This is a genomic window from Bradyrhizobium sp. LVM 105, from assembly GCF_003957705.1.
GTDB classification, from domain to species: domain Bacteria; phylum Pseudomonadota; class Alphaproteobacteria; order Rhizobiales; family Xanthobacteraceae; genus Bradyrhizobium; species Bradyrhizobium frederickii.
In genome coordinates, this window is record NZ_QZMV01000001.1 from 1 (window position 1) to 20,587 (window position 20,587).

Consider the following 20,587-nt stretch of genomic DNA (forward strand, 5'->3'; position numbering starts at 1 on the left):
GGCGGCAAGTGCCACCTTCGCCTTGAAAGCCGGAGTGTGGTTCCGCCGTGCTCGTCTGCTCATCGTCTCTCCTGATTCGCGGGTCAATCTTGCCCGCCGTCAGGCAGAAACTCCACTTATCGCGCTGTTCAGATTTGCGGGACCAGCTCAATCAGCGGGTCCCAGGTTCGAGCCCTGGTGCGCCCACCAAAATAAAGTCTTTGGTTTCCAATAGCTTCGCCAGATGTCGGCTGAGAACAAAGTGGTCTCGTGCGACTTTTTTGTGGTGGATGTTGCGCGGCAAGATTGCTGCGCGACTTTGCATCTTCACCCCATTCGATAAGAGGATGTCGATGAGGCCGATGCTTCCCCATTTCGGTCTTCGATCCGCCGAGTGATAGCTTGGAGCCTCGAGGATGCCGCCGAACGGCGTGCCCACCGCGAAAGGGATGCGGCGTCTGAACGAGACAAGCGTGATCGCTCGGAGCTTGCAAACATTGCCGTCAGCCACGGTTTTTCACTCGAAGCATTCCTAGCGGCGGTCGTTCGCGCATCTTCCAGGAAACCAACTGGACCTGCCCCAGCTGGCGAGCATGTTAACCGAAACGCAGCCAAGCATTTGCGCGATGCCGGGTTCAAGTTCGATGCTGGGGCCGTGCGTCGCATCTGGATCGCGGGCTGATCGAACTCAAAGATGGATTTTCGGTCTCGGAAAAGGGTGAAGACTGTTGCTCGCGGAAGGGTCGTGCGCCGGACGCCTTTGGCTCAGGCGCAGATGATACTGGACGATTTCCTGCGCCATGTCGAAATGCTCAACCAAGATCCAGATGCGGTCCGATACGTTGAACGGGTCTGGCTTGATGCGAGGAGGAGGCAGTAGGAGACATCGATCTAGCGCTCGAAACGAGTCGGCGCCCAGAATATTTCGCGGATTATGCTTTGATGAAGCGGCATCTCAAGGAGCTTCTGTCGCGCCGCGACGACGTTCCGACTAGCCGCGGCCTGGTCTGGTCGGCAGAAATATGGATAACGGAACGCGCTCTTTATGGGCCACCGCGGCATCCACTCCTCGCCGGGGTCCAATCCGGTGTCAGCGATCTTGTCGACCTGGGGGCTCCCTGCCGTCTCATCTATGACCGAGCGAGAGACGGGCGGGTCAACGATCGCTCCACCGAGACGAATCTTCGTCTCTCGCCCTAGTTCCGGTCGGTTAACACAAGGCTGGGATTTGAAATCGTCGGCACTGGCGATTGTCCACGTGTTCAGCCCTCTTGTGCACAACACTAGGAGATTGCGGCTGGGTCTTCCTTCTCGCCGGTAGCCACGATCTTCAGCACGCCGTCCGCGAGCGGTCGCTGCAGCGCCTTCGCCTCGTCCCAAGGCGCTCGCATCAAGGTGTCGTGCTCTTCGGTCGTTGTGAGGATATCCACCGACGCCAAGACTGATCTGGAGGCCTGAATGCGAATGATGCGGCTTCATGTAACCCATCGGCGCATCCGTCTTGCTGTGCGTCGCAGCGGTCCCCGCGCATGCCGAAACGTTCAGAGTCGGCAGGCTCTTGTGTTTCAGCACGCCACGCGTCGGATTGGTCCTTGGATCAACGCAGTCATTGCGTTGTGTGTTTTACGCGAGAAGACCGCATCGGCAGTACATCTAGGAGGGAGGGATGCGGTGCGTTGGTCTCGACATCGGCGTGACCGGAGCCGGCACCCTGTCATGGGCAGTCTTCGCCAAGAACTCGCGGATCGGCTCCGGCGTCTTGCGAGGAAGCTATGTTGGAGCGCACGCCAATGTTGCATTCGGTCCCGGCTTCGGCGCGCCAACGTACGGTGGCTCTCGGCGAAGCGTTGTGCTGCAGCCGCTGTCGGTCGAGCGGGCGATCGGAGTCAACCTCGCGGCGGGGTCACCAATCTGACGCTCGGTCGCGAGGACGGCGATGGGGTAGGCTGCCGTCATCCTCGTCGTTCATGCAGTGGGAACATTCCCGCCCTGTTGCTCAGGGTTTCGTCGGATGTCGGTGGTGCGGGTTCGAAGCTATCATCCCACGGTGCCAATCGCATTGACGTCGTGCCGCTTCCGACCATCAGCCTGCGGGCACCTGGTTTCCTGCTTGGTGTCGACCTGATTTCACACGGCCTTGCCCGCCCGTCTTCGCACTTTAGCCCGTGCGGAAGAGCAAAGAGGAGGAAACAATGAACGCTCCCACCCGCCGCGCCTTTCTTGGTCTCGCGCGAAATGCTGCTGCCGCTGCAGCCATAGGCGCGATAGGTGCGCGTCTCATCGAGGTTGCAGATGCGATGCCGGTTGCCTCTGATCTTGGGCAAGCCGCGAGGCCGTCGGACCTCGTGATGCAGGCGCAGTGGTGGGGACGACCGCCCACTCCCGGTTGGGGTTGGGGCCCCGGCCCAGGCTGGGGTTGGGGTCAACCGGCGCCGATCAGGCGCCGCTGGGTTTGCTGGTGGGATCGTGGTCGTCGCCGTTGCGGGTGGCAGTCAAACCTCGTGGCGCAGGCGCAGTGGGGTCGACCGCCGGCCGCTCCCGGTTGGGGACCCGGCTGGGGTCCTGCGCCCGGTTGGGGTCGACCGCCGCCGCGGAGGCGCCGCTGGGTTTGCTGGTGGCATCGCGGCCGCCGCCACTGCGGATGGCGCTAGGCGGCGCACGTCGCAACCCAGGCCGTTCATCGGTGCAGCAGCAGTTCGTCATGAAGGCTGTGCAAGTCCTCGCGAATCCGATGGAGGGACCCGTGCGCAGGAATCGTTGGCTTCTTCGCGATGCTGGCGCTGGTGGCCGGGGGGCGGCCTGATCGCGCTCATGTTCCACAGCCAGCGCAAAGGGCACGATGAGCCCGCGCGTGGCAATCGGATAACCCGGGAGTGAGCGAGGCCTTCGTGAAGCAGCGAGTCTTGCGGACCTGTTCTGAACCTTGAGCAAGGAGCAAACGATATCCTGGACCTGCTGGAACGAACTAGCCATGAAAAGCAATCGCAAGCGCTGGATGACTGTCCTCCTCGTCGTGGCCGCGGCGATAGGTGGTTACTATGCCTGGCAGCGGTTCGGGAAAAATAGCCTCCCGCCGGGCATTGCGAGCTGCAACGGCCGTATCGAGGCCGTCGAAATCGATATTGCCACCAAGCCCCCCGGACGCATTCAGGAGATCCTGGTCAGGGAGGGCGATTTCGTCACGGTAGGACGGGTGCTGGCGCGCATGGATACGACGCAGCTGCATGCTCAGCTCCGTCAAGCCGAAGCGCAGTTGCGCCGTGCGATCATCAGCGTCGATACCGCCAAAAGCCTCGTCGCTCAGCGCGAAGCCGAGAGGAAATCCGCCACCGCGGTGATCGCGCAGCGCAACGCGGAACTGGATACGGCGGATCGAAAGCTGCAGCGATCCGAGCAACTGATCAGGACCAATGCCGTGCCCCAGCAGGTCCTCGACGACGACCGGGCGGCCGCCGAGGGAGCGAAGGCAGCGGTTGCGGCGGCAGAAGCTCAGCGTGCGGCGGCGGAGGCCGCCATCAGCTCCGGCCGCGCGCAAGTGGTCGACGCCGAGGCATCGATCGACTCAGCACGGGCCGCCATCGAGAGCATCAAGGCGGACATTAACGATAGCAGCCTGATGGCACCGCGAGATGGGCGCGTGCAATTCCGCGTGGCCCAGCCGGGAGAAGTGCTCACCGCCGGCGGACGCGTGCTCAACCTCGTCGACCTCGGCGAGGTCTACATGACGTTCTTCCTGCCGACGGCGCAAGCTGGTCGCGTCGCTATCGGTTCAGAGGTCCGCCTCGTGCTCGACGCCGCGCCGCAATGGGTCATTCCCGCCAAGGCAACCTTTGTCGCCAGCGTTGCACAGTTCACACCCAGGACGGTTGAGACCGAAGAGGAGCGGCAGAAGCTGATGTTCCGCATCAAGGCACATATTTCACCAGAGCTGCTGCGGAGAAGAATCGAACAGGTCAAGACCGGCCTGCCCGGCCGGGCCTTCATCCGAATTGACCCGAATGCCGAGTGGCCGGCGCAGCTGACGGAGAATCTGGTCAAATGAGCGACGTGTCGAACGAAGCTCGATCCGATCCCTCTGCACCGGTGATACATCTGGCGGCGGTTGGTTTGTCCTACGGCAAGACGCGCGCGCTCGACGGCATCACGCTCGACTTGCCCCGCTCCTGCATGGTCGGCCTGATTGGACCCGATGGCGTGGGCAAGTCCAGCCTGCTCTCGCTGATCGCAGGCGCCCGCGCGATCAAGGAAGGGTACGTCCATGTGCTCGGCGGCGACATGGCCGATGCCGCACACCGGAGGCGGACGTGCCCGCAGATCGCCTACATGCCGCAAGGGCTCGGCAAGAATCTCTATCCGACCTTATCGGTTTTCGAGAATGCCGATTTCTTTGCTCGTCTGTTCGGCCAGGACAGGCGCGAGCGCGAGCAGCGGATCGACGCGCTTCTGCAAGGTACCGGGCTTGCGCCCTTCGCAGATCGACCCGCGGGCAAGCTGTCGGGCGGCATGAAGCAGAAGCTCAGCCTTTGCTGCGCGTTGATCCACGATCCGGGCCTCCTCATCCTGGACGAACCGACCACCGGTGTCGACCCGCTCTCGCGCCGTCAGTTCTGGGAACTAATCGACGGGATCCGCGGCAGCCACCCCGGCATGAGCGTCATCGTCGCTACCGCCTATATGGAGGAGGCCGCTCGCTTCGACTGGCTGGTCGCCATGGACGAAGGTCGGGTGCTTGCGACGGGTGCGCCCGCCGACCTGCTGCGGCAGACGGGTGCGGCCAACCTCGATGCCGCCTTTATCGCCCTGCTCCCGGAGGCGCAGCGCCGGGATCACAGGGAAGTGGTGATCCCACCTCGCCCAAGCGGATCCGCGGACGACATTGCCATCGAGGCCGAGCACCTCACCGTGAGGTTCGGCGATTTTACCGCCGTCAACAATGTGAGTTTCCGCATTCCCCGCGGCGAGATCTTTGGCTTTCTCGGCTCGAACGGTTGCGGCAAGACCACGACGATGAAGGTTCTGACCGGGCTGTTGCCTGCCAGCGAAGGCACCGCAAGATTGTTCGGCCACGAGGTCGATCCCAACGACATGAATGTGCGGCGCCGCGTCGGCTACATGTCGCAGGCCTTCTCGCTCTATTCCGAGTTGACGATCCGGCAGAACCTCGAGCTGCATGCGCGGCTGTTTCGGCTCGCCCCGGACTTGGTCGAAGATCGCGTTCAGGAGATGGTGCGGCGGTTCGCCCTCGTCGATGTCATCGACGCGTTGCCCGATGCGTTGCCGCTTGGCGTCCGCCAGCGCCTGTCGCTGGCGGTGGCGATGATCCATGCACCCGAAGTCTTGATTCTCGACGAGCCCACATCTGGCGTCGATCCCGTGGCGCGCGACGGCTTCTGGCAGAGCCTGTCCGACCTCTCCCGCAAGGACAATGTCACGATCTTCGTATCGACGCATTTCATGAACGAGGCCGAGCGTTGCGATCGTATCTCGCTGATGCACGCTGGAAAGGTACTCGTCAGCGATGCGCCGGCCAGACTCGTCGAGCTGCGCGGCGGCGGGAGCCTCGAAGAAACCTTCGTCGCCCTTCTGCAAGACGCCATCGGCGCGACGGATACCGAGCTCCCGAGCGCCGTGCCGACGGCTGCGATTGAGGCTGCACCGACGAGCAATGACAGTGCGGCACACGGCCGGCTCATGCGATTCTTCGATCTGCGGCGCATGTTCGCCTATACGCATCGGGAGACGCTCGAGCTGCGACGCGATCCGATCCGTGCGACGCTGGCCGTTCTCGGCAGCCTCATCATGATGTTCGTGCTGGGCTACGGCCTCAACATGGACGTCGAGAATCTCTCGTTCGCCGTCATCGACCACGACGACACGACGATAAGTCGCGACTACGTCCTGCAGGTCTCGGGATCGCGCTATTTCATGGAAATGCCTCCGATTACCGATTATGACGATCTCGATCGCCGGATGAGCAGCGGTGAACTAAGCCTCGCGCTCGAGATTCCGCCGGGGTTCGCGCGCGATGTAGTACACGGTCGCAACGTCCAGATCGGCGCGTGGATCGACGGCGCGATGCCCTCGCGCGCGGAAACCGTGAGGAGTTACGTGCAGGCAATGCACGCAACGTGGCTGGCGCAGCGTGCCCGGCAGCTTTACGGCAATGCCGCGACGACAGGCGATTTCCAGATTGAGGTCCGTTTCCGCTACAATCCTGATATCAAGAGCATCGTGGCCATGGCTCCCGCCGTGATCCCCATCCTGCTGCTGATCATACCGGCAATCCTGGCAGCGCTGAGCGTCGTGCGCGAGAAGGAGCTTGGATCGATCATCAATTTCTACGTGACGCCCGTGACACGGCTGGAGTTTCTGGCCGGCAAGCAGGTTCCGTATGTCGCGCTCGCCATGCTGAATTTCTTCCTTTTGACCGCCTTTGCCGTGTTCGTCTTCCGCGTCCCGTTCACCGGCAACTTCTTCGCCTTTACGACTGCTGCGCTTCTTTACGTCATTATTACCACCGCGATGGGACTCGTCATCTCGGCGTTCATAAGCAGTCAGATCGCCGCGATCTTCGCGACCGCGCTGCTGACCATGATCCCTGCCACGACGTATTCGGGGTTGGTCGATCCGGTATCATCCCTTCAGGGAGCCGGCGCCTTAATCGGGCGGATCTATCCCACCGCGCATTTCGTCACCATCACCCGCGGCACTTTCTCCAAAGGACTCGATTTTGGCGATCTGACAGGTCCCTTCGTTGCGCTATTCGTGACAATCCCGGTGCTAATCGGCCTTGGCGCGGCGCTGTTGCGGAAACAAGCGAGCTAGACATGCGTGTCTCCAACATCATACAGCTCGGTGTCAAGGAACTGCGGGGTCTGCTCCGCGATCCGATGATGCAGATCCTGATCGCCTATGCTTTCACGGTCTCGATCTATACGGCATCCAGGTCGCAGCCGGAGACCTTGAACCAGGCTGCGCTCGCGATCGTCGACGAGGACAATTCGCCGGCATCGACGCGCATTGTCACGGCGTTCAACCCGCCCTTTTTCACGATACCCCGGCCGATCCTCCAATCGGAGGTGAACGCGCGCATGGATGCGGGGCTCGATACCTTCGCGCTCAACATTCCGCCCAACTTCCAGCGCGACCTTCTGGCGCAGAGATTGCCGGCGATCCAGCTCAACGTGGATGCGACTCGCATGTCGCAGGCTTTCACCGGAAGCGGCTATATCCAGTCGATCGTGGGCGACGAGGTCAGCGAATTTCTCGCCCGCTATCGTTCTGCTGCCCCGCCCCCTATCGAGCTCGCGCTCCGGGCGCGTTTCAATCCGGAGCTCAACAAGGGCTGGTTCGGCTCCGTCAATAACGTGATCTCCTCCATCACCATGCTGTCGATCATTCTGACTGGAGCCGCACTGATCCGCGAGCGCGAACACGGAACCATCGAGCACCTGCTCGTAATGCCGGTGACGCCGCTCGAGATCATGGCGAGCAAGATCTGGTCGATGGGCCTTGTCGTGCTGCTGGCATCCAGCGTTTCGCTGGTGTTCGTCGTGCAGGGGTTGCTGTCGGTGCCGATCAGAGGTTCGATCCTGCTATTCCTGCTGGGCACCGCCCTCTATCTCTTCGCCACGACCAACATGGGCATCTTTCTGGCGACGGTCGGCGGAACCATGCCGCAGTTCGGCCTGCTGATGATGCTCGTCCTGATGCCGCTGCAAATGTTGTCGGGAGCCACGACACCGCGCGAGAGCATGCCCGACATCATCCAAAGTATCATGCTCGCCGCGCCTAACACCCACTTCGTCATTCTCGCCCAAGCCGTGCTGTTCCGCGGTGCTGGGCTTGATGTGGTTTGGCCGCAGCTCGCCGCGCTGCTGGTGATCGGAGCGATTCTGTTCTACGTCTCTCTACGTCGCTTCAGGCAATTCCTGCGATGAGCAGTACCCAGGGGCACGAACGCGCCAACCGAGCCCCTATCGGAAATTCGATCCGCTGACGATTAATGGGAGAATGGGGAAGGGACGATGCGGCGGCTCGATGTTGGATTCGTGCAAGCTGCCTGCCTGCGGTCCTCGTCGACCTTGATGCCGGTGATTGGTGCAGCGTGGCCATGCGCCTTATCGCCACGACTTGCACCGACAGGTCGCTCGCGACAAGCTGCCGACGAAAGCTGACGTTCACCCGGAATCGAGAGGTGCAGCCGTATGAGGAGAGGGCTATGGCATTCATTCTCTACCTGCGGCCTGTTCCTCGGAACGCTGTTCGTCGCCGCCTCTCTGACGCCGACGCTGTTGCCCCGGAATTTCTTGACTCAGGGCGTGCTTTCGGGATGTTGCATGACGGCCGGATACGGCATCGGCGTGTTCGGCAGCCGGCTTTGGGCCTACATGGAGCTCCCGCGGCTCAACCGCCGCTTCCGGCGCATCGCCAAGCCTGCCGCCGCGAGCGGTTGCGCAATTGTTGCGGTTATCTCGCTCTGGCAGGCGCCGCGATGGCAGAATTCGATCCGCGAGTTGATGGAACTCGAGCCGGTAGACAGCGTGTATCCACTCGAGGTCAGCGTGATTGCGCTGGCGGTTTTCGTAATCGTGATCGCACTCGCATGGTTCTTTCGACTGACGCTCCGCTTCGTGGCGACGAGAGCTAACCGGTTCCTGCCAGGACGGGTATCAAAAGTCATCGGCGTCATCGCGGCAGTTGTTCTGTTCTGGTCGGTCGTCAATGGAGGTCTCTTCCGGGCGACCCTGCGCGTCGCAGAGGCGTCCTTCCGGGAATACGATGCGTTGATTGAGCCGAAGACTGAGTCGCCGACGAACCCTCTAAAGACGGGAAGCAGCGCTTCGCTGCTCGCCTGGGACAAACTCGGACGGGCGGGGCGGGAGTTCATTTCCTCGGGACCGACCCGCGAAGACATAAGCAGTTTGTCGGGCAGGGGAGCGCTCGAGCCTGTTCGCGTCTATGTCGGACTGCGATCGGCAGACAGGCCGGAACTGCGCGCCAAGCTTGCGCTGGAAGAATTAAAGCGCGTCGGCGGCTTCGAGCGATCCGTGCTTATCGTGGTGACGCCGACCGGAACCGGATGGGTCGACCCGGCTGCGCTGGACAGCGTCGAATATCTGCACGACGGTGCCGTCGCGAGCGTTGCCCTGCAATATTCCTACCTCGCGAGCTGGCTGTATCTGCTTGTGGACCCCGGCTATGGCTCCGATGTCGCACGCGCACTCTTCAAGGAGGTCTACGGATACTGGATCACGCTTCCCAAGGACGGCCGCCCACGACTTTATCTGCACGGGATCAGTCTTGGTGCCACCAACTCCGAACAGTCGACGGACTTGATCGAAGTACTGGGCGAGCCCTTCGCCGGCGCGCTCTGGAGCGGGCCGCCCTACTCGAGCAGGCTCTGGCGCTGGCTTACCGACCGTCGCAATCCCGGGTCGCCCGCTTGGCTTCCGCGGTTCCGCGACGGATCGTTCGTGCGGTTCATGAACCAGCACGGAGAGGCCGCTGAGCCGGCAGGTCCTAATGCCGCTTGGGGGCCGATGCGGACCATCTACCTCCAATATGCAAGCGACCCAGCGACCTTTTTCGACTATCGCAGCCTTTATCGCGAGCCGGACTGGATGCGACCGCCGCGCGGCCCGGACGTGTCGCCGCAATTGCGATGGTATCCGGTTGTAACTCTTCTTCAATTGATGCTGGACATGTTCATGGCAACCGATGCGCCGATCGGCTACGGCCATGTCTACGCTCCGGCGCACTACATCGACGCATGGATCGAGGTGACGGATGTTCGAGACTGGTCCCCGGAAGGGATCAAGCGGCTGAAGCAGCATCTCTCCAAGTAGTAGTCCGCGGGCGCTGTGCCGACATCAGTCGCAGCGAAGATCTGCTTTGCCGCCGCACGTCGCCGCGCTCCGTCGAGGCTGGCTAGGTAGCGGATGATGCCTTCCTGGCATTGGGCGCGCGCCACGACGCACCTAGAGCACGCCAATCAGGATTGCGGCACCGAACAGCGCCGTGCCGCCGCCGCCGGCTTGCACCACGCGGTTGCCAAGCGTCTTTGTCTCCAGGGCAAATAGTCCGAGGCCAATGCCCGTCAAATGCAGCAACGCCGTCGCGCCAATGAAACCCGCCGTGTAATAAAGCCCCGACGCCGCGGCAGGTATTTCGGCGCCGTGCACTTGGCCGTGGAATAGCGCGAACAAGCCCGCGAGCGCCACGGCCACCAGCGACTGCAACCGGAATGGAAAGGCGATTGTCAGTCCAAGGACGACAACGGACAGCGCAACTCCGACTTCCGCAAACGGAATTAGGATTCCAGCCATGCCGAGAACGCCGCCAATCGCCATGATGCTTATGAAGCTCAACGGGACTAGCCACAGCGCTCGCCCGCCGAACTGAGCCGCGAGCACGCCGACGGCAACCATCGCCAGGACATGATCAATCCCGGTGAGCGGATGAGTGAAGCCGGACAGTAGCGCGCTTGTGTCGCCGTGTCCGGCATGCGCAAGTGCAACGGTCGGAGCGAAAACGAAAGCTGGAGCGAGCGTCGTCGGTATGGCACGTCTCATGACTATCCTCCTCGCGGCGTGGACCGCTTCGTCTCCAGCGTGACGGGACGGATAAGCGCCCCGACATCGTGGATACCGCTTGAAAGGCCGCCAGTGTCATCGGCAAAGCTACGTCCGCACGAGAGCCAGTCCATCAGGTGATTTCCGACATGAAACCGAGGGGAACCCTAATTGACGCATCCAAGGGCGGCGCCCCTAATGTAGGGAGCGGTGCCCCCCAACTCAGGGTGCCCGCCAACTCAGAACGGCTGGCAAATGTATGTGCTCGCGCAGTCCACTTGTGCACCTGCTCTTCCGTTAAAGCGCGAGGTTCGGGAGGATCATATGCAGCTCACTCCGAGGGAGCTCGATAAGCTACTCGTCTACATGATGGCTGACGTCGCATCAAAGCGAAGAGCCAATGGCTTAAAGCTAAACTATCCAGAATCCATCGCGATCATATCAGCGGTCGCCCTTGATGGCGCGCGTGCCGGCAAGACAATCGAAGAGGTGACGCAGGAGGCGCGAACAGCCTTAACCAAGGATGATGTGATGGATGGTGTCGCCGATCTCATTCCTATGGTGCAGATCGAGGCGGTTTTCACCGACGGCAGCCGCTTGGTCACGGTGCATACGCCAATCCAGTGAGTACCCAACAGGAGGTTAACATGGCTGGACCAAAAGCGGGCCCCGCTGTTGCCGCCAATGTCGACCCGGCCACAGTGGCGGTGCCGGTCGGCGGCTATGTGTGCAGTTCAGCCCTGGTCACATTCGACGCCGACCGCCCGGTGACAACGCTCAAGGTACGCAATGCGGGGGACCGACCGATACAAGTTGGATCGCACTTCCATTTCTTTGAAGCCAATCGCGCGCTGGAATTTGATCGAACAGCAGCCTTTGGACTGCACCTCAATATCCCATCATCGACGGCAACGCGGTTCGAGCCAGGCGACGAGCGCGAGGTTCAACTCGTCCCCTACGGCGGTAAGCGCGCGGTCTACGGTTTCAACAATCTCGTCGATGGCCCCACGGCAGGCAAGGACGCGGCCACAATCAAATCCAAGGCGGTGGAGCTGGCGGCGAAGCGAGGTTTTCGCTCCTCGTAAAGGATAGGCTGAGAGGGCCGAAACTCAATTTCCGAGCGAGGACGACCATGGCGACTATCTCTCGACAAGAATATGTGGGCCTCTTCGGACCGACCACAGGTGACCGCATCCGCTTGGGCGATACTGGGCTGTTCGTCGAGGTCGAGCGCGATTTGCGCGGCGGCTACGGCGACGAGATCGTCTTCGGCGGCGGCAAGAGCATGCGTGAAGGCATGGGCATGGACAATCAGGTGACGCGGGCGGCAGGTGCGCCTGACCTGGTAATCACAAACGTGACCGTCGTCGACGCAGTGCTGGGCATAGTGAAGGCAGATGTAGGCATCAAGGATGGCCGCATCTGTGCGATCGGCAAGGCCGGCAATCCACAGATCATGGATCGCATTACGCCAGGCCTTGACATCGGCTTGGCAACCGACGCCATTTCGGGCTCGCATCTGATCCTGACGGCCGCCGGGATCGATACACACATTCATTTCATTTCCCCGCAGCAGGCGGAGGCGGCGCTCTCAAATGGCACCACGACGTTGATCGGCGGCGGGACCGGTCCATCGGACGGCTCCAACGCAACGACGGTCACCTCGGGTCCCGGAAACATCAGCATGATGTTACGCGCGTTCGAAAACTGGCCGATCAACGTCGGCATTCTCGGTAAGGGGCACGGACACGGCAAGGCGGCTCTGATTGAACAGATCGAGGCCGGTGCCGTCGGCGTGAAATGTCACGAAGACTGGGGCACTACGCCGGCAGTGCTTCGGTCCGCGCTCACCGTCGCAGACGAGACCGACACTCAAGTATGCATCCACACCGATACGCTTAACGAATCCGGCTTCGTCGACGATTCGATCGAGGCATTCGAGGGGCGGACGGTCCATTCGTTCCATACCGAGGGCTCCGGCGGCGGCCATGCGCCGGATATCATCAAGATCGCCGGCCTTCCCAACGTCCTGCCGTCTTCGACCAATCCCACGCTCCCCGACGGCATCAATTCGCAGGCGGAGCTCTATGACATGATCATGGTGTGTCATCACCTCAGCCCCGACATCCCGTCGGATGTTGCATTCACCGAGAGTCGAATCCGCGCTGAAACCATCGCAGCGGAAAACGTCCTTCAGGATCTCGGCGTCATCTCGATGTTCTCAAGCGATTCGCAGGCCATGGGGCGCATTGGGGAATGCTGGCTGCGTTGCATCCAGACCGCCGACGCAATGAAGACCGGGCGTGGCAAGCTGACGGAGGATGCACCGGGCAACGACAATTTCCGCGTGCTGCGCTACGTTGCGAAGATCACGATCAATCCGGCGATCGCCCACGGTATTGCCGACGTGCTGGGTTCGGTCGAGGTCGGCAAGATCGCCGACCTAGTCCTGTGGGAGCCTGCGTTCTTCGGTGCCAAGCCCAAGATCGTCATCAAGAACGGTTTCATCAGTTGGGCCGTGATGGGTGATCCAAACGCGTCATTGCCGACGCCGCAGCCCACATACTATCGCCCGATGTTCGGCGCCTACGGCAATGCGTTGGCTGCCAACTGCATCACGTTCGTTTCCGGCGCAGCGCATGCTGCTGGTGTGAAGGAGCGGCTGGGGCTTCGCCGGCAGGTCATGCCGGTGCGAAATGTGCGCAAGATTGGCAAGCGCGACATGATTCGAAATGCGGGGACGCCAAAAATTGAGGTCAGTCCGGAAACGTTCGCCGTGACCGTCGACGGCAAGCACGCGACAGTGCAGCCCTTGAAGACGGTCTCTCTCAACCAAAAGTACTTCTTTAGCTGAGGAGTGTACGGTGATCCTCATCAAGACCATTCTGGGCAACATCGGCGAGCCCGCATGGGCCGCGCGCCTGTCCACCGCCAATATCGACCTGATGGAGATCGACCAATGGGAAGGGCAGAAGAGCCGCTTCCGGAAGACCACCGCAAAGGGTGCCGAGGTTGCAGTCTCTGTCGACCGCGGCACGCATATCCGCGATGGCGATGTGCTGCTCTGGGATGCTGAGGCTCTCTCAGCGCTCGTTGTACGAATAGAGCTGCGTGATGTGATGATCGTGCATCTGGATTATCTAACGAGCCTCGCTCCCGAAGTGGCAATGCGCACCTGTGTTGAACTGGGCCACGCAATGGGCAATCAGCATTGGCCCGCGCTGGTTAAGAACAGCGTCGTCTATGTCCCGCTCACGGTCGATCGCAAGGTGATGGCGTCCGTCATGAAGACGCACCGTTTTGATGGGATCAGCTACGAGTTCGTGCCCGGTCGCGAGATTGTTCCCTATCTCGCTCCACATGAATCGCGTCGTCTCTTCGGTGGCGCCGAAGGTCCGGTGCACTGGCATACACACGAGAGCTACGCTGGTATCGACGAGATCGGGCGCGCATACGGACATCCGCCGTTGCATGTCCACGCCCACTCGGGAACCAGCTCTCAGGAACAGACATCGCCGGCCATGACCGGTTCTGCGCATGATCATCGAGAATGACGGCGACGACGCACCCGGAACGACTGCCCTTCTCGCGCGGGCATTGCAGTTTGGCGACTCGATGTTCCCCATCGGCGGGTTCTCGTTTTCGTCCGGCCTGGAATCCGCCATTCAGAAAAGCGTCGTCATTGACGCGGCCACGCTTAGAGAGTTCACGCGCACTGCAGTAGAACAGGCGGCGCGCGGAGACGGCATCGCGTTGATCGCCGCACATCGCGCGGCAGCTGCGGGCGACGTCGATGCTCTCACTCGAGTCGATTCGCAGGTCTACGCGCGCAAGCTTTCAGATGAGGCCCGGGCAATGTCGGTCCGCATGGGAAAAAAGTTCACCGAGATGGGTGTGGAAGTGGTCGGCGCACCGCTGCTTCGTGCCTGGCGTCACTGCATTGAAACGTCCGTTTCCCCTGGTTGCTATCCAATAGCGCTGGCAATCAATTTCGCCGCACAGGGCCTGCCTGCCCGCCAAGCATTTGTCGTGCACCAGTACGGCGTTGCGGCAACGATCCTCGGTGCAGCCTTGCGGCTGATGAAGGTCAGCCACATCGAGACACAGAAGATTCTCTACGAGCTCGCCGGCCAATCAGAAGGGATGTACGCGACGGCCGCCGCGGCACGGTTATCGGACATGGCAGGCTTTGCTCCGTTGACAGAAATCCTGGCCGCCGTCCACACACGGGCGCATGTGCGCCTGTTCATGAGTTGACGTGAATGGAGCTTCTTGAATGTCAAAGAGTATCACCCGCATCGGCATCGGCGGCCCGGTCGGGTCAGGCAAGACCGCGATCGTTGAAGCCATCACACCGCGTTTACTCGATCTGGGCATCAGGGTGCTCATCATTACAAATGACGTTGTGACGACCGAAGACGCCAAGCACGTTCAGCGGACCCTCAAGGGTGTTCTGCTCCAGGAGCGTATCCTCGGAGTGGAGACGGGCGCTTGCCCTCACACCGCGGTGCGTGAAGACCCCAGCATGAATCTCGCCGCGGTCGAGGACATGGAACGGCGCTTTCCGGACAGCGATGTCGTGCTGATCGAAAGCGGAGGCGACAACCTGACGCTAACCTTCTCGCCGGCGCTGGTGGACTACTTCATCTATGTGATCGATGTCGCTGCGGGCGATAAGATCCCCCGCAAGAATGGACCCGGGATCACGCATTCCGACATCCTCGTCATCAACAAGACCGATCTTGCACCCCACGTCGGGGCTAGCCTTGACGTGATGAAACAGGATTCAAGGATAATGCGCGGTAGCAAGCCGTTCCTCTTCACGAACTGCAAGACCGGGGAGGGTATTCCGGAGTTGGTCGCCCTGATCGAACGGGAGTTTCTGTTCGACATCAATCCGCGCGCGCGGGCGTCATGATACCGGCGGCCTTCCCTCCCTGGGCTCGCGCCGAAACGCTCGGCGCATCGATGCCGGAATTCGCCTCCTTCCAGGATGAACCGCTGCAGATGAGGAGCGCAACCGTTGGCAAGACGGGCTTCCTGCGCCTGGGCTTCGAGCGCCGCTCTGGCCAAACGATCCTGGCGACCCTGGAGCATCGCGCGCCCTACATGGTGCAGCGCGCACTGCATTGCGATGAGGAAATGCCGGGCCTTGCCTGTGTGTTCCTGATCACCACCACGGGCTGTTTGCTGCAGGGAGACAGGCTCGCTCTCGACGTCACCCTTGGTCCGGGCGCGCAGGCTCACCTCACCTCGCAGTCGGCCACCAAGATTCACGCGATGGACGCCAACTACGCGGTGCAAAGCCAGACGATTACGCTTGCCGATGACGCATATCTGGAATTTCTTCCCGATCCCGTGATCCCGCACCGGCACTCGCGGTTTCTCAGCGACACACACATCTCCGTCCCCCCGTCGGCAACGCTGCTCTTTTCGGAAATCGTTCAGCCAGGCCGCAAGCACCATCATCCGGACGAGTGCTTCGGAGCGACCGTGCTATCGATATCAACGTCAGCCGTGCGGCCCGATGGTCGTTCGTTGTTCGCGGAGAAGCTGGTCATCGAGCCGCGGCGATATGTGATGCGGCGGACTGGTGTGATGAACTCCTTCGACGTGTTCGCCAACGTCATCCTGTGCGCTCCCAAGGACAAGGCCGAACGCATCCACGAGCGCGTTGGGGCCGATGTGAATTTTGCCGAAGGCCTGGCTTTCGGAGCCTGTCGTCTGCCCAATGATGCCGGCCTGATTTTCAAGGCTCTGGGTCGCGAAACCGCGCCGGTGAAGGCCAAGGTTCGCGAGTTTTGGGAAATCGTTCGTCAGGAGATCATCGGGGCCGAGTTACCTCCGCGCTATCTATGGCGTTAACCGAGAGCGCGTGCCGACATCTCAGAGGAGGCAGCAATGGAACAGGTCCTGGCAAAGTGGGAAAGCCTCTCCTCATCGTCAGGCGCATTCCGGTTCTTGAACATCAATTTGCGCAGCGTTGGGCAAGTCATGTTTCAGAACAACCCGCTAAGCGGGATTCTCTTCCTCGCTGCGATAGCCTGGGGTTCATACGTGGCTGGCGTACCCCAAGTGGCAATCGCGGGCATCCTCGCGGTCGTCGTAGCAAACCTAACGGCGCAATGGCTTCACGTCGATACCGAGTCGCTCCATTCCGGGCTCTATGGCTTCAACGCCATCCTTGTCGGCCTCGCGCTGGCCACGTTCCTGGCTCCCGGTCCGCTGCTTTGGGTGTATGTGATCCTGGGAGCGGCCGTATCCGTCGTTGTAATGCTGGGGACTACCAACGTCGTCAAGCCATGGGGCGGCGCTCTCACATTTCCGTTCGTGCTCACGACGTGGCTTCTCCTGTTGGCCACGTATGGATTTTCCGGCCTCGCGGGAGCAGCACTGCCGACCGGCAACGTTGTGACCGCATTCCAGCCCTACAAGGGAAGCCCGCTCCAGCTGATTGACCTTGTGCAGGGAGTGTTCCTGAGCATCTCGCAGGTCTTCCTGAAGGCCAGCGGCATCGCGGCGCTGCTCCTGCTTGCGGGGCTTGCCGTAAGCTCGCTCGCAGCCGCAGCCTTCGCTCTCGGAGGTGCGATATCGGCTGTGCTGACCGCCCATCTCTTCGGCGCCGAGAGTGACCTGATCACCGGCGGTCTCCTCGGATTTAGCCCGGTACTGACGGCGATCGCACTTGGTACCGTCTTCTATCAGCCGAGCTGGCGCGTCGTAGCCTACACGGTCCTCGCCACGGTGTTCACGGTGATCGTCCAATCAGCGGTGAATGTTGCGCTGACACCGTTCGCGATTCCGGCTCTGACGGCTCCTTTCGTGCTCGTGACGTGGTTGTTCCTGTTGCCTCGGCAACGCCTGGAGGGAGTGCCTGAGGGGGCCCGCGATATCGAAAAGCCTGCCGCCGTCGCTTGATCCTCACCACGGTCGTTCGGGATTCGACTGAAGACTGCCGTGGGGCCTGTATGTGAGACAGCGATAGCTTAGTCATCAACCTCGGCTTTGCAGAAGGAAGCGAACCATGGGCCTCATTGGAATATTGCTCGGTCTCGCTCTGCTGATGTGGCTCGCGTACCGGGGTTGGAGCATTCTGATGGTCGCTCCGCCGGCGGCGCTTATCGTGGCCGCGTTCTCGCGAGAGCCGCTGCTCGCACACTGGACGCAGACCTTCATGCCGGGAGCGGCGCGATTTGTGGCGCAATGGTTTCCCCTGTTTCTGCTTGGCGGGTTGTTCGGCAAGCTCATGGGCGACAGTGGCTCGGTCAGCGCCATCGCGCAGTATTTGACCAAGAGGTTGGGGGCCGGCCGCACTATGCTCGCAGTGGTGGCAGCCTCGGCGATCGTGACCTATGGCGGGGTGAGCGTGTTCGTTGCGTTTTTCGTGCTGGCCCCGCTGGCTCACGAGATGTTCAGAGCTGCGAATCTGCCACGCCGGTTGATACCGGCGGCCGTCGGTCTCGGCGCATTCACCTTCACCATGTCAGTGATGCCGGGAACCCCCTCGGTCAATAACGCGATTCCGATGCCGTACTTCGGCACCACCACCTTTGCGGCCCCCGGGCTGAGTCTCATCGCGTCGGCCATCATCTTTGTCTTCGGCATGTGGTGGCTCGGCCGTGCCGAGGCGGCTGCGCGCAAGGCTGGCGAAGGTTACGATGGCGAGGTGGGAACCGCTCCTGTCGTCAACGAGATGGTCCGCGAGCAGGCAGCGCCGGCGGGCGACTTCGACCCGGCCGAGTTACCGCATGGCAAGCAGGCCGAGAGCGGGCCGCCCTTCGTCCTGGCCATGCTGCCCATCATCGTCGTTATCGTAACCAATTTCCTGATGGCGCTCGTCGTATTCCCGCGGCTCGACTTTTCGTTCCTGTCCGAGCCCCGCTGGGGGGGTATCACGATCGGGGGCGTTTCCGGCGTCTGGTCGGTTTTGGTGGCTCTCGCGTTGGCAAACTTGACCGTCATTCTCATCAACTTTCGACGCTTGCCATCCGTGCGCGAAAGTCTCGACGCGGGTGCGAATTCTGCCGCCTTGCCGATGCTGATGATCGCCAGTCTTGTCGGTTTCGGCGCGGTCGTTGCCGCAGTGCCGGCATTTGGGCTGGTTCGCGATGCGGTATTTTCGGTTCAGGGAGGACCGCTGGTCTCATTGGCTCTCTCCATGAATGTGCTGGCGGGGCTGACCGGTACTGCCTCCGGCGGTATGGCAATTGTGCTCAATGCGTTTGGCGCCGACTTTATGCGTCTAGCCACTGAGCATCACATCGATCCCGAGTTGATGCATCGCATAACAACAATGAGCGCCGGTACCCTGGACGCGCTTCCGCACAACGGCACGGTGTTGCTGTTATTGCAGATTAGTGGTCTGACTCACCGTGAAAGCTATCTCGACATGGTGATGACCGTGATCGTCAGCTGCATCATCGCACTTGTTGCTGTCTTGATACTGGGTTCGGTTTTTGGATCGTTTTGACTTGCCCGCTTCTGCTCATTGGTGAAGCCACGGCGGTTCGACCGCCCCGTCGGCTTCTTGCGGGGGCAAGTGATACTTAGAGCGCGCGCAATTAGCAGCGCCGCTTAATTGCGCCCGGGCACCGTCCCGCCCGGCGTGCGCAGAAGATACGCGCCGTCATGCCGTTCGACTTGCTGCACCGGGCTTGCGGTGTGCACGCGCACGCCGAGATCGCGTGCCATGCGCAGATAGCCGAACGCAAGCTTGGCGGCCCCAGGCGACGCGATCGGCCTCGAGCACGACGGCCTTGATGCCGTTCGCGCGCAAGGAAGATCGCGCAGGCGAGCCCTGTATAGCCCGAGCCGATGATCGCGACGTCGGCGACGGTGTCGTTGGTGATCGGACCGTCGTCCGGCGGAGGTGTGCCAACCGTGGCGATCCAGTAGGTCGGGGTATATTGCCGGTTGCGGCCGGGACCACTGGAAACCAGCGGATCATAGGCGGCCGCTGGCGGCGCAGCGTGCACGTTCATCGCGCGTCGCTCCGCTGCGCTGCCGGCTGCGCCGGCCTGTCCTTGCGGAAGGCGCTCTTGGTGCAGATCCGCTCGCCGCGGAAGCCGAAGAGATCGCAGCCTTCGACCTCGATGCGCGCCCCGTCCGGCGCGGTGGCGCGAAAAATCCATTCGGAGACGGCGCGGTCGCCGAATACAGTGTGCCGCGTGCACTCCCAGCTCACATCGGGCATCCCGGGTCCAGGTTGCCTCGAAAGCGCCCCGAACCTCGTTCGTGCCGGGCAGCCGTCGGCCGTAGATGTCGGGACCCGCGGCCGCGTCGAACACGATGTCCTCGGTCATGCAGGCCATTACACCGGCGCCGTCGTGCCGGTTGACGCTCATATTCGTGCCGAGCCAGGGCGGGCTCAGCCACAATCCGCGCGAATTCACGGCACCTGAAGCTCTCGACAAGGGCTACGCCGTGCTGGTCGAGACGTTGTGGCGGATGGTCACTGCCGTGTAGCGATTCGTCGCGCAATACAGACCCTAAGATCGGGGCCACGCCGATCGCTCAGGACTACGGAATCTGTGCTGCATCCGCGGACCACTCGGGCCGACCCGACTGCCCCGATCACAAGAGTCCAACGAACGATTATGGTCGTGCTACGAATGCCCATTTTCGGCCAGACAAGCCCCAGTGTGCGACCGGCAAGTCATTGATTGTTCTCAACCCGTGGCTGACTCTTAATCAGCGGGTCCCAGGTTCGAGCCCTGGTGCGCCCACCACCTCCAAGAGGTTGGCCCGCAAGGGCTTTTTTAATTTCCAGCACACACTTCCCTCATCGCACGGAAAAGGCGTGGCATCGATCTGGCACCCGCCAAACGGGCGTCGTCGCGCGCCGAAAAATATTTTTGCGCCCTGCATTTTTGTTCTTTTTTTGTTCCTATCGACAAGGAGGACGAGGCCATGGATATCGAGTTCGTTCGAGCGGACATCGAGCAACGCCGCCGGCAGATCGCGCGGCAGCGAAAGGAAATCCTCGATCTCCAACGCGCGGGCATCAGCACGAAGTCTGCGGAAGAGTTGTTGGC

The 20,587-nt window shown here is 61.6% G+C and carries 18 protein-coding genes and 3 pseudogenes; 15 read left to right on the plus strand and 6 right to left on the minus strand.

Translation table 11 applies throughout. The annotated features are described in order from the left end of the window. Positions 1-151 precede the first annotated feature (151 nt). The gene (locus tag D6B98_RS00005) at positions 152-490 is read right to left on the minus strand and encodes a hypothetical protein (RefSeq protein ID WP_126254918.1); all 339 of its coding nucleotides are present in this window, start codon (positions 488-490) and stop codon (positions 152-154) included. Positions 491-1,262: 772 nt separating this feature from the next. Continuing rightward, positions 1,263-1,403 (minus strand): annotated as a pseudogene (locus D6B98_RS00010) (SOS response-associated peptidase); the annotation flags it as partial. A gap of 134 nt (positions 1,404-1,537) precedes the next feature. On the opposite strand from D6B98_RS00010, the pseudogene D6B98_RS40720 reads away from it, so the two are divergent. The 5 genes and pseudogenes from D6B98_RS40720 to D6B98_RS00035 all read left to right on the plus strand — a co-directional run bounded on the left by D6B98_RS40720 (position 1,538) and on the right by D6B98_RS00035 (position 9,827). Beyond that, positions 1,538-1,894: pseudogene (locus tag D6B98_RS40720) on the plus strand (DUF992 domain-containing protein). A 1,056-nt stretch (positions 1,895-2,950) separates the two neighbouring features. Then, on the plus strand, positions 2,951-4,021 hold the full coding sequence (locus D6B98_RS00020; protein ID WP_126254919.1) for an HlyD family secretion protein: 1,071 nt from the start codon (positions 2,951-2,953) through the stop codon (positions 4,019-4,021). Continuing rightward, positions 4,018-6,804, plus strand: coding sequence for a ribosome-associated ATPase/putative transporter RbbA (gene rbbA, locus D6B98_RS00025; protein WP_126254920.1), 2,787 nt, complete (start codon positions 4,018-4,020; stop codon positions 6,802-6,804). Before D6B98_RS00020 ends, rbbA begins: the two co-directional genes overlap by 4 nt. A gap of 2 nt (positions 6,805-6,806) precedes the next feature. Then, complete coding sequence (locus D6B98_RS00030) at positions 6,807-7,919, plus strand: ABC transporter permease (protein WP_126254921.1); 1,113 nt, start codon at positions 6,807-6,809, stop codon at positions 7,917-7,919. A gap of 267 nt (positions 7,920-8,186) precedes the next feature. Further along, on the plus strand, positions 8,187-9,827 hold the full coding sequence (locus tag D6B98_RS00035; RefSeq protein WP_126254922.1) for an alpha/beta hydrolase: 1,641 nt from the start codon (positions 8,187-8,189) through the stop codon (positions 9,825-9,827). 132 nt (positions 9,828-9,959) lie between these two features. On the opposite strand, the gene D6B98_RS00040 is transcribed toward D6B98_RS00035, so the two are convergent. Continuing rightward, a complete protein-coding gene (locus D6B98_RS00040; RefSeq protein ID WP_126254923.1) occupies positions 9,960-10,553 on the minus strand; it encodes a HupE/UreJ family protein in 594 nt (197 codons plus the stop codon). A gap of 324 nt (positions 10,554-10,877) precedes the next feature. On the opposite strand from D6B98_RS00040, the gene D6B98_RS00045 reads away from it, so the two are divergent. The 9 genes from D6B98_RS00045 to D6B98_RS00085 all read left to right on the plus strand — a co-directional run bounded on the left by D6B98_RS00045 (position 10,878) and on the right by D6B98_RS00085 (position 19,023). Further along, positions 10,878-11,180, plus strand: a complete 303-nt coding sequence (locus D6B98_RS00045; protein ID WP_126254924.1) for an urease subunit gamma — start codon at positions 10,878-10,880, stop codon at positions 11,178-11,180. Between the two features lie 20 nt (positions 11,181-11,200). Then, positions 11,201-11,638: an urease subunit beta gene (locus D6B98_RS00050; RefSeq protein WP_126254925.1), complete on the plus strand. Its 438-nt coding sequence runs from the start codon at positions 11,201-11,203 to the stop codon at positions 11,636-11,638. Positions 11,639-11,685: 47 nt separating this feature from the next. Beyond that, positions 11,686-13,407 (plus strand): urease subunit alpha, encoded by a 1,722-nt coding sequence (locus D6B98_RS00055; protein WP_126254926.1) that lies wholly within the window; start codon positions 11,686-11,688, stop codon positions 13,405-13,407. Between the two features lie 10 nt (positions 13,408-13,417). Then, on the plus strand, positions 13,418-14,107 hold the full coding sequence (locus tag D6B98_RS00060; RefSeq protein WP_205680428.1) for an urease accessory protein UreE: 690 nt from the start codon (positions 13,418-13,420) through the stop codon (positions 14,105-14,107). Beyond that, positions 14,091-14,810: an urease accessory protein UreF gene (locus D6B98_RS00065; protein ID WP_126254927.1), complete on the plus strand. Its 720-nt coding sequence runs from the start codon at positions 14,091-14,093 to the stop codon at positions 14,808-14,810. The genes D6B98_RS00060 and D6B98_RS00065 overlap by 17 nt, the downstream gene beginning before the upstream one ends. A gap of 19 nt (positions 14,811-14,829) precedes the next feature. Continuing rightward, positions 14,830-15,471: an urease accessory protein UreG gene (ureG, locus tag D6B98_RS00070; protein ID WP_126254928.1), complete on the plus strand. Its 642-nt coding sequence runs from the start codon at positions 14,830-14,832 to the stop codon at positions 15,469-15,471. Then, positions 15,468-16,418, plus strand: a complete 951-nt coding sequence (locus D6B98_RS00075) for an urease accessory protein UreD (RefSeq protein WP_126254929.1) — start codon at positions 15,468-15,470, stop codon at positions 16,416-16,418. Before ureG ends, D6B98_RS00075 begins: the two co-directional genes overlap by 4 nt. Before the next feature lie 36 nt (positions 16,419-16,454). Beyond that, the gene (yut, locus tag D6B98_RS00080) at positions 16,455-17,471 is read left to right on the plus strand and encodes an urea transporter (protein ID WP_126254930.1); all 1,017 of its coding nucleotides are present in this window, start codon (positions 16,455-16,457) and stop codon (positions 17,469-17,471) included. A gap of 106 nt (positions 17,472-17,577) precedes the next feature. Beyond that, the gene (locus D6B98_RS00085) at positions 17,578-19,023 is read left to right on the plus strand and encodes a GntP family permease (RefSeq protein ID WP_126254931.1); all 1,446 of its coding nucleotides are present in this window, start codon (positions 17,578-17,580) and stop codon (positions 19,021-19,023) included. A 249-nt stretch (positions 19,024-19,272) separates the two neighbouring features. Here the strand turns inward: D6B98_RS00085 and D6B98_RS00090 are convergent. Together D6B98_RS00090 and D6B98_RS41845 are read right to left on the minus strand one after the other, a co-directional pair. Next, a pseudogene (locus tag D6B98_RS00090) lies at positions 19,273-19,534 on the minus strand (FAD-dependent oxidoreductase); the annotation flags it as partial. Then, positions 19,531-19,746, minus strand: coding sequence for a nuclear transport factor 2 family protein (locus tag D6B98_RS41845; protein ID WP_430644613.1), 216 nt, complete (start codon positions 19,744-19,746; stop codon positions 19,531-19,533). The gene D6B98_RS41845 and the pseudogene D6B98_RS00090, both read right to left, overlap by 4 nt. A gap of 107 nt (positions 19,747-19,853) precedes the next feature. Here D6B98_RS41845 and D6B98_RS00100 point away from each other — a divergent pair, with 107 nt between their 5' ends. Beyond that, the gene (locus D6B98_RS00100) at positions 19,854-20,018 is read left to right on the plus strand and encodes a hypothetical protein (RefSeq protein WP_245481254.1); all 165 of its coding nucleotides are present in this window, start codon (positions 19,854-19,856) and stop codon (positions 20,016-20,018) included. A 225-nt stretch (positions 20,019-20,243) separates the two neighbouring features. Here D6B98_RS00100 and D6B98_RS39630 read toward each other — a convergent pair whose 3' ends face one another. After that, positions 20,244-20,546, minus strand: coding sequence for a hypothetical protein (locus D6B98_RS39630; protein WP_164718286.1), 303 nt, complete (start codon positions 20,544-20,546; stop codon positions 20,244-20,246). Positions 20,547-20,587: the final 41 nt, after the last annotated feature.

Excerpts from the sequence above, each read along its gene's own strand:
- D6B98_RS00020 (WP_126254919.1), top strand. The coding sequence starts at position 2,951 with ATGAAAAGCAATCGCAAGCGCTGGATGACTGTCCTCCTCGTCGTGGCC.
- rbbA (WP_126254920.1), top strand. The coding sequence starts at position 4,018 with ATGAGCGACGTGTCGAACGAAGCTCGATCCGATCCCTCTGCACCGGTG.
- D6B98_RS00030 (WP_126254921.1), top strand. The coding sequence starts at position 6,807 with ATGCGTGTCTCCAACATCATACAGCTCGGTGTCAAGGAACTGCGGGGT.
- D6B98_RS00035 (WP_126254922.1), top strand. The coding sequence starts at position 8,187 with ATGAGGAGAGGGCTATGGCATTCATTCTCTACCTGCGGCCTGTTCCTC.
- D6B98_RS00040 (WP_126254923.1), bottom strand. The coding sequence starts at position 10,553 with ATGAGACGTGCCATACCGACGACGCTCGCTCCAGCTTTCGTTTTCGCT.
- D6B98_RS00045 (WP_126254924.1), top strand. The coding sequence starts at position 10,878 with ATGCAGCTCACTCCGAGGGAGCTCGATAAGCTACTCGTCTACATGATG.
- D6B98_RS00050 (WP_126254925.1), top strand. The coding sequence starts at position 11,201 with ATGGCTGGACCAAAAGCGGGCCCCGCTGTTGCCGCCAATGTCGACCCG.
- D6B98_RS00055 (WP_126254926.1), top strand. The coding sequence starts at position 11,686 with ATGGCGACTATCTCTCGACAAGAATATGTGGGCCTCTTCGGACCGACC.
- D6B98_RS00065 (WP_126254927.1), top strand. The coding sequence starts at position 14,091 with ATGATCATCGAGAATGACGGCGACGACGCACCCGGAACGACTGCCCTT.
- ureG (WP_126254928.1), top strand. The coding sequence starts at position 14,830 with ATGTCAAAGAGTATCACCCGCATCGGCATCGGCGGCCCGGTCGGGTCA.
- D6B98_RS00075 (WP_126254929.1), top strand. The coding sequence starts at position 15,468 with ATGATACCGGCGGCCTTCCCTCCCTGGGCTCGCGCCGAAACGCTCGGC.
- yut (WP_126254930.1), top strand. The coding sequence starts at position 16,455 with ATGGAACAGGTCCTGGCAAAGTGGGAAAGCCTCTCCTCATCGTCAGGC.
- D6B98_RS00085 (WP_126254931.1), top strand. The coding sequence starts at position 17,578 with ATGGGCCTCATTGGAATATTGCTCGGTCTCGCTCTGCTGATGTGGCTC.
- D6B98_RS41845 (WP_430644613.1), bottom strand. The coding sequence starts at position 19,746 with ATGCCCGATGTGAGCTGGGAGTGCACGCGGCACACTGTATTCGGCGAC.
- D6B98_RS00100 (WP_245481254.1), top strand. The coding sequence starts at position 19,854 with ATGCAGGCCATTACACCGGCGCCGTCGTGCCGGTTGACGCTCATATTC.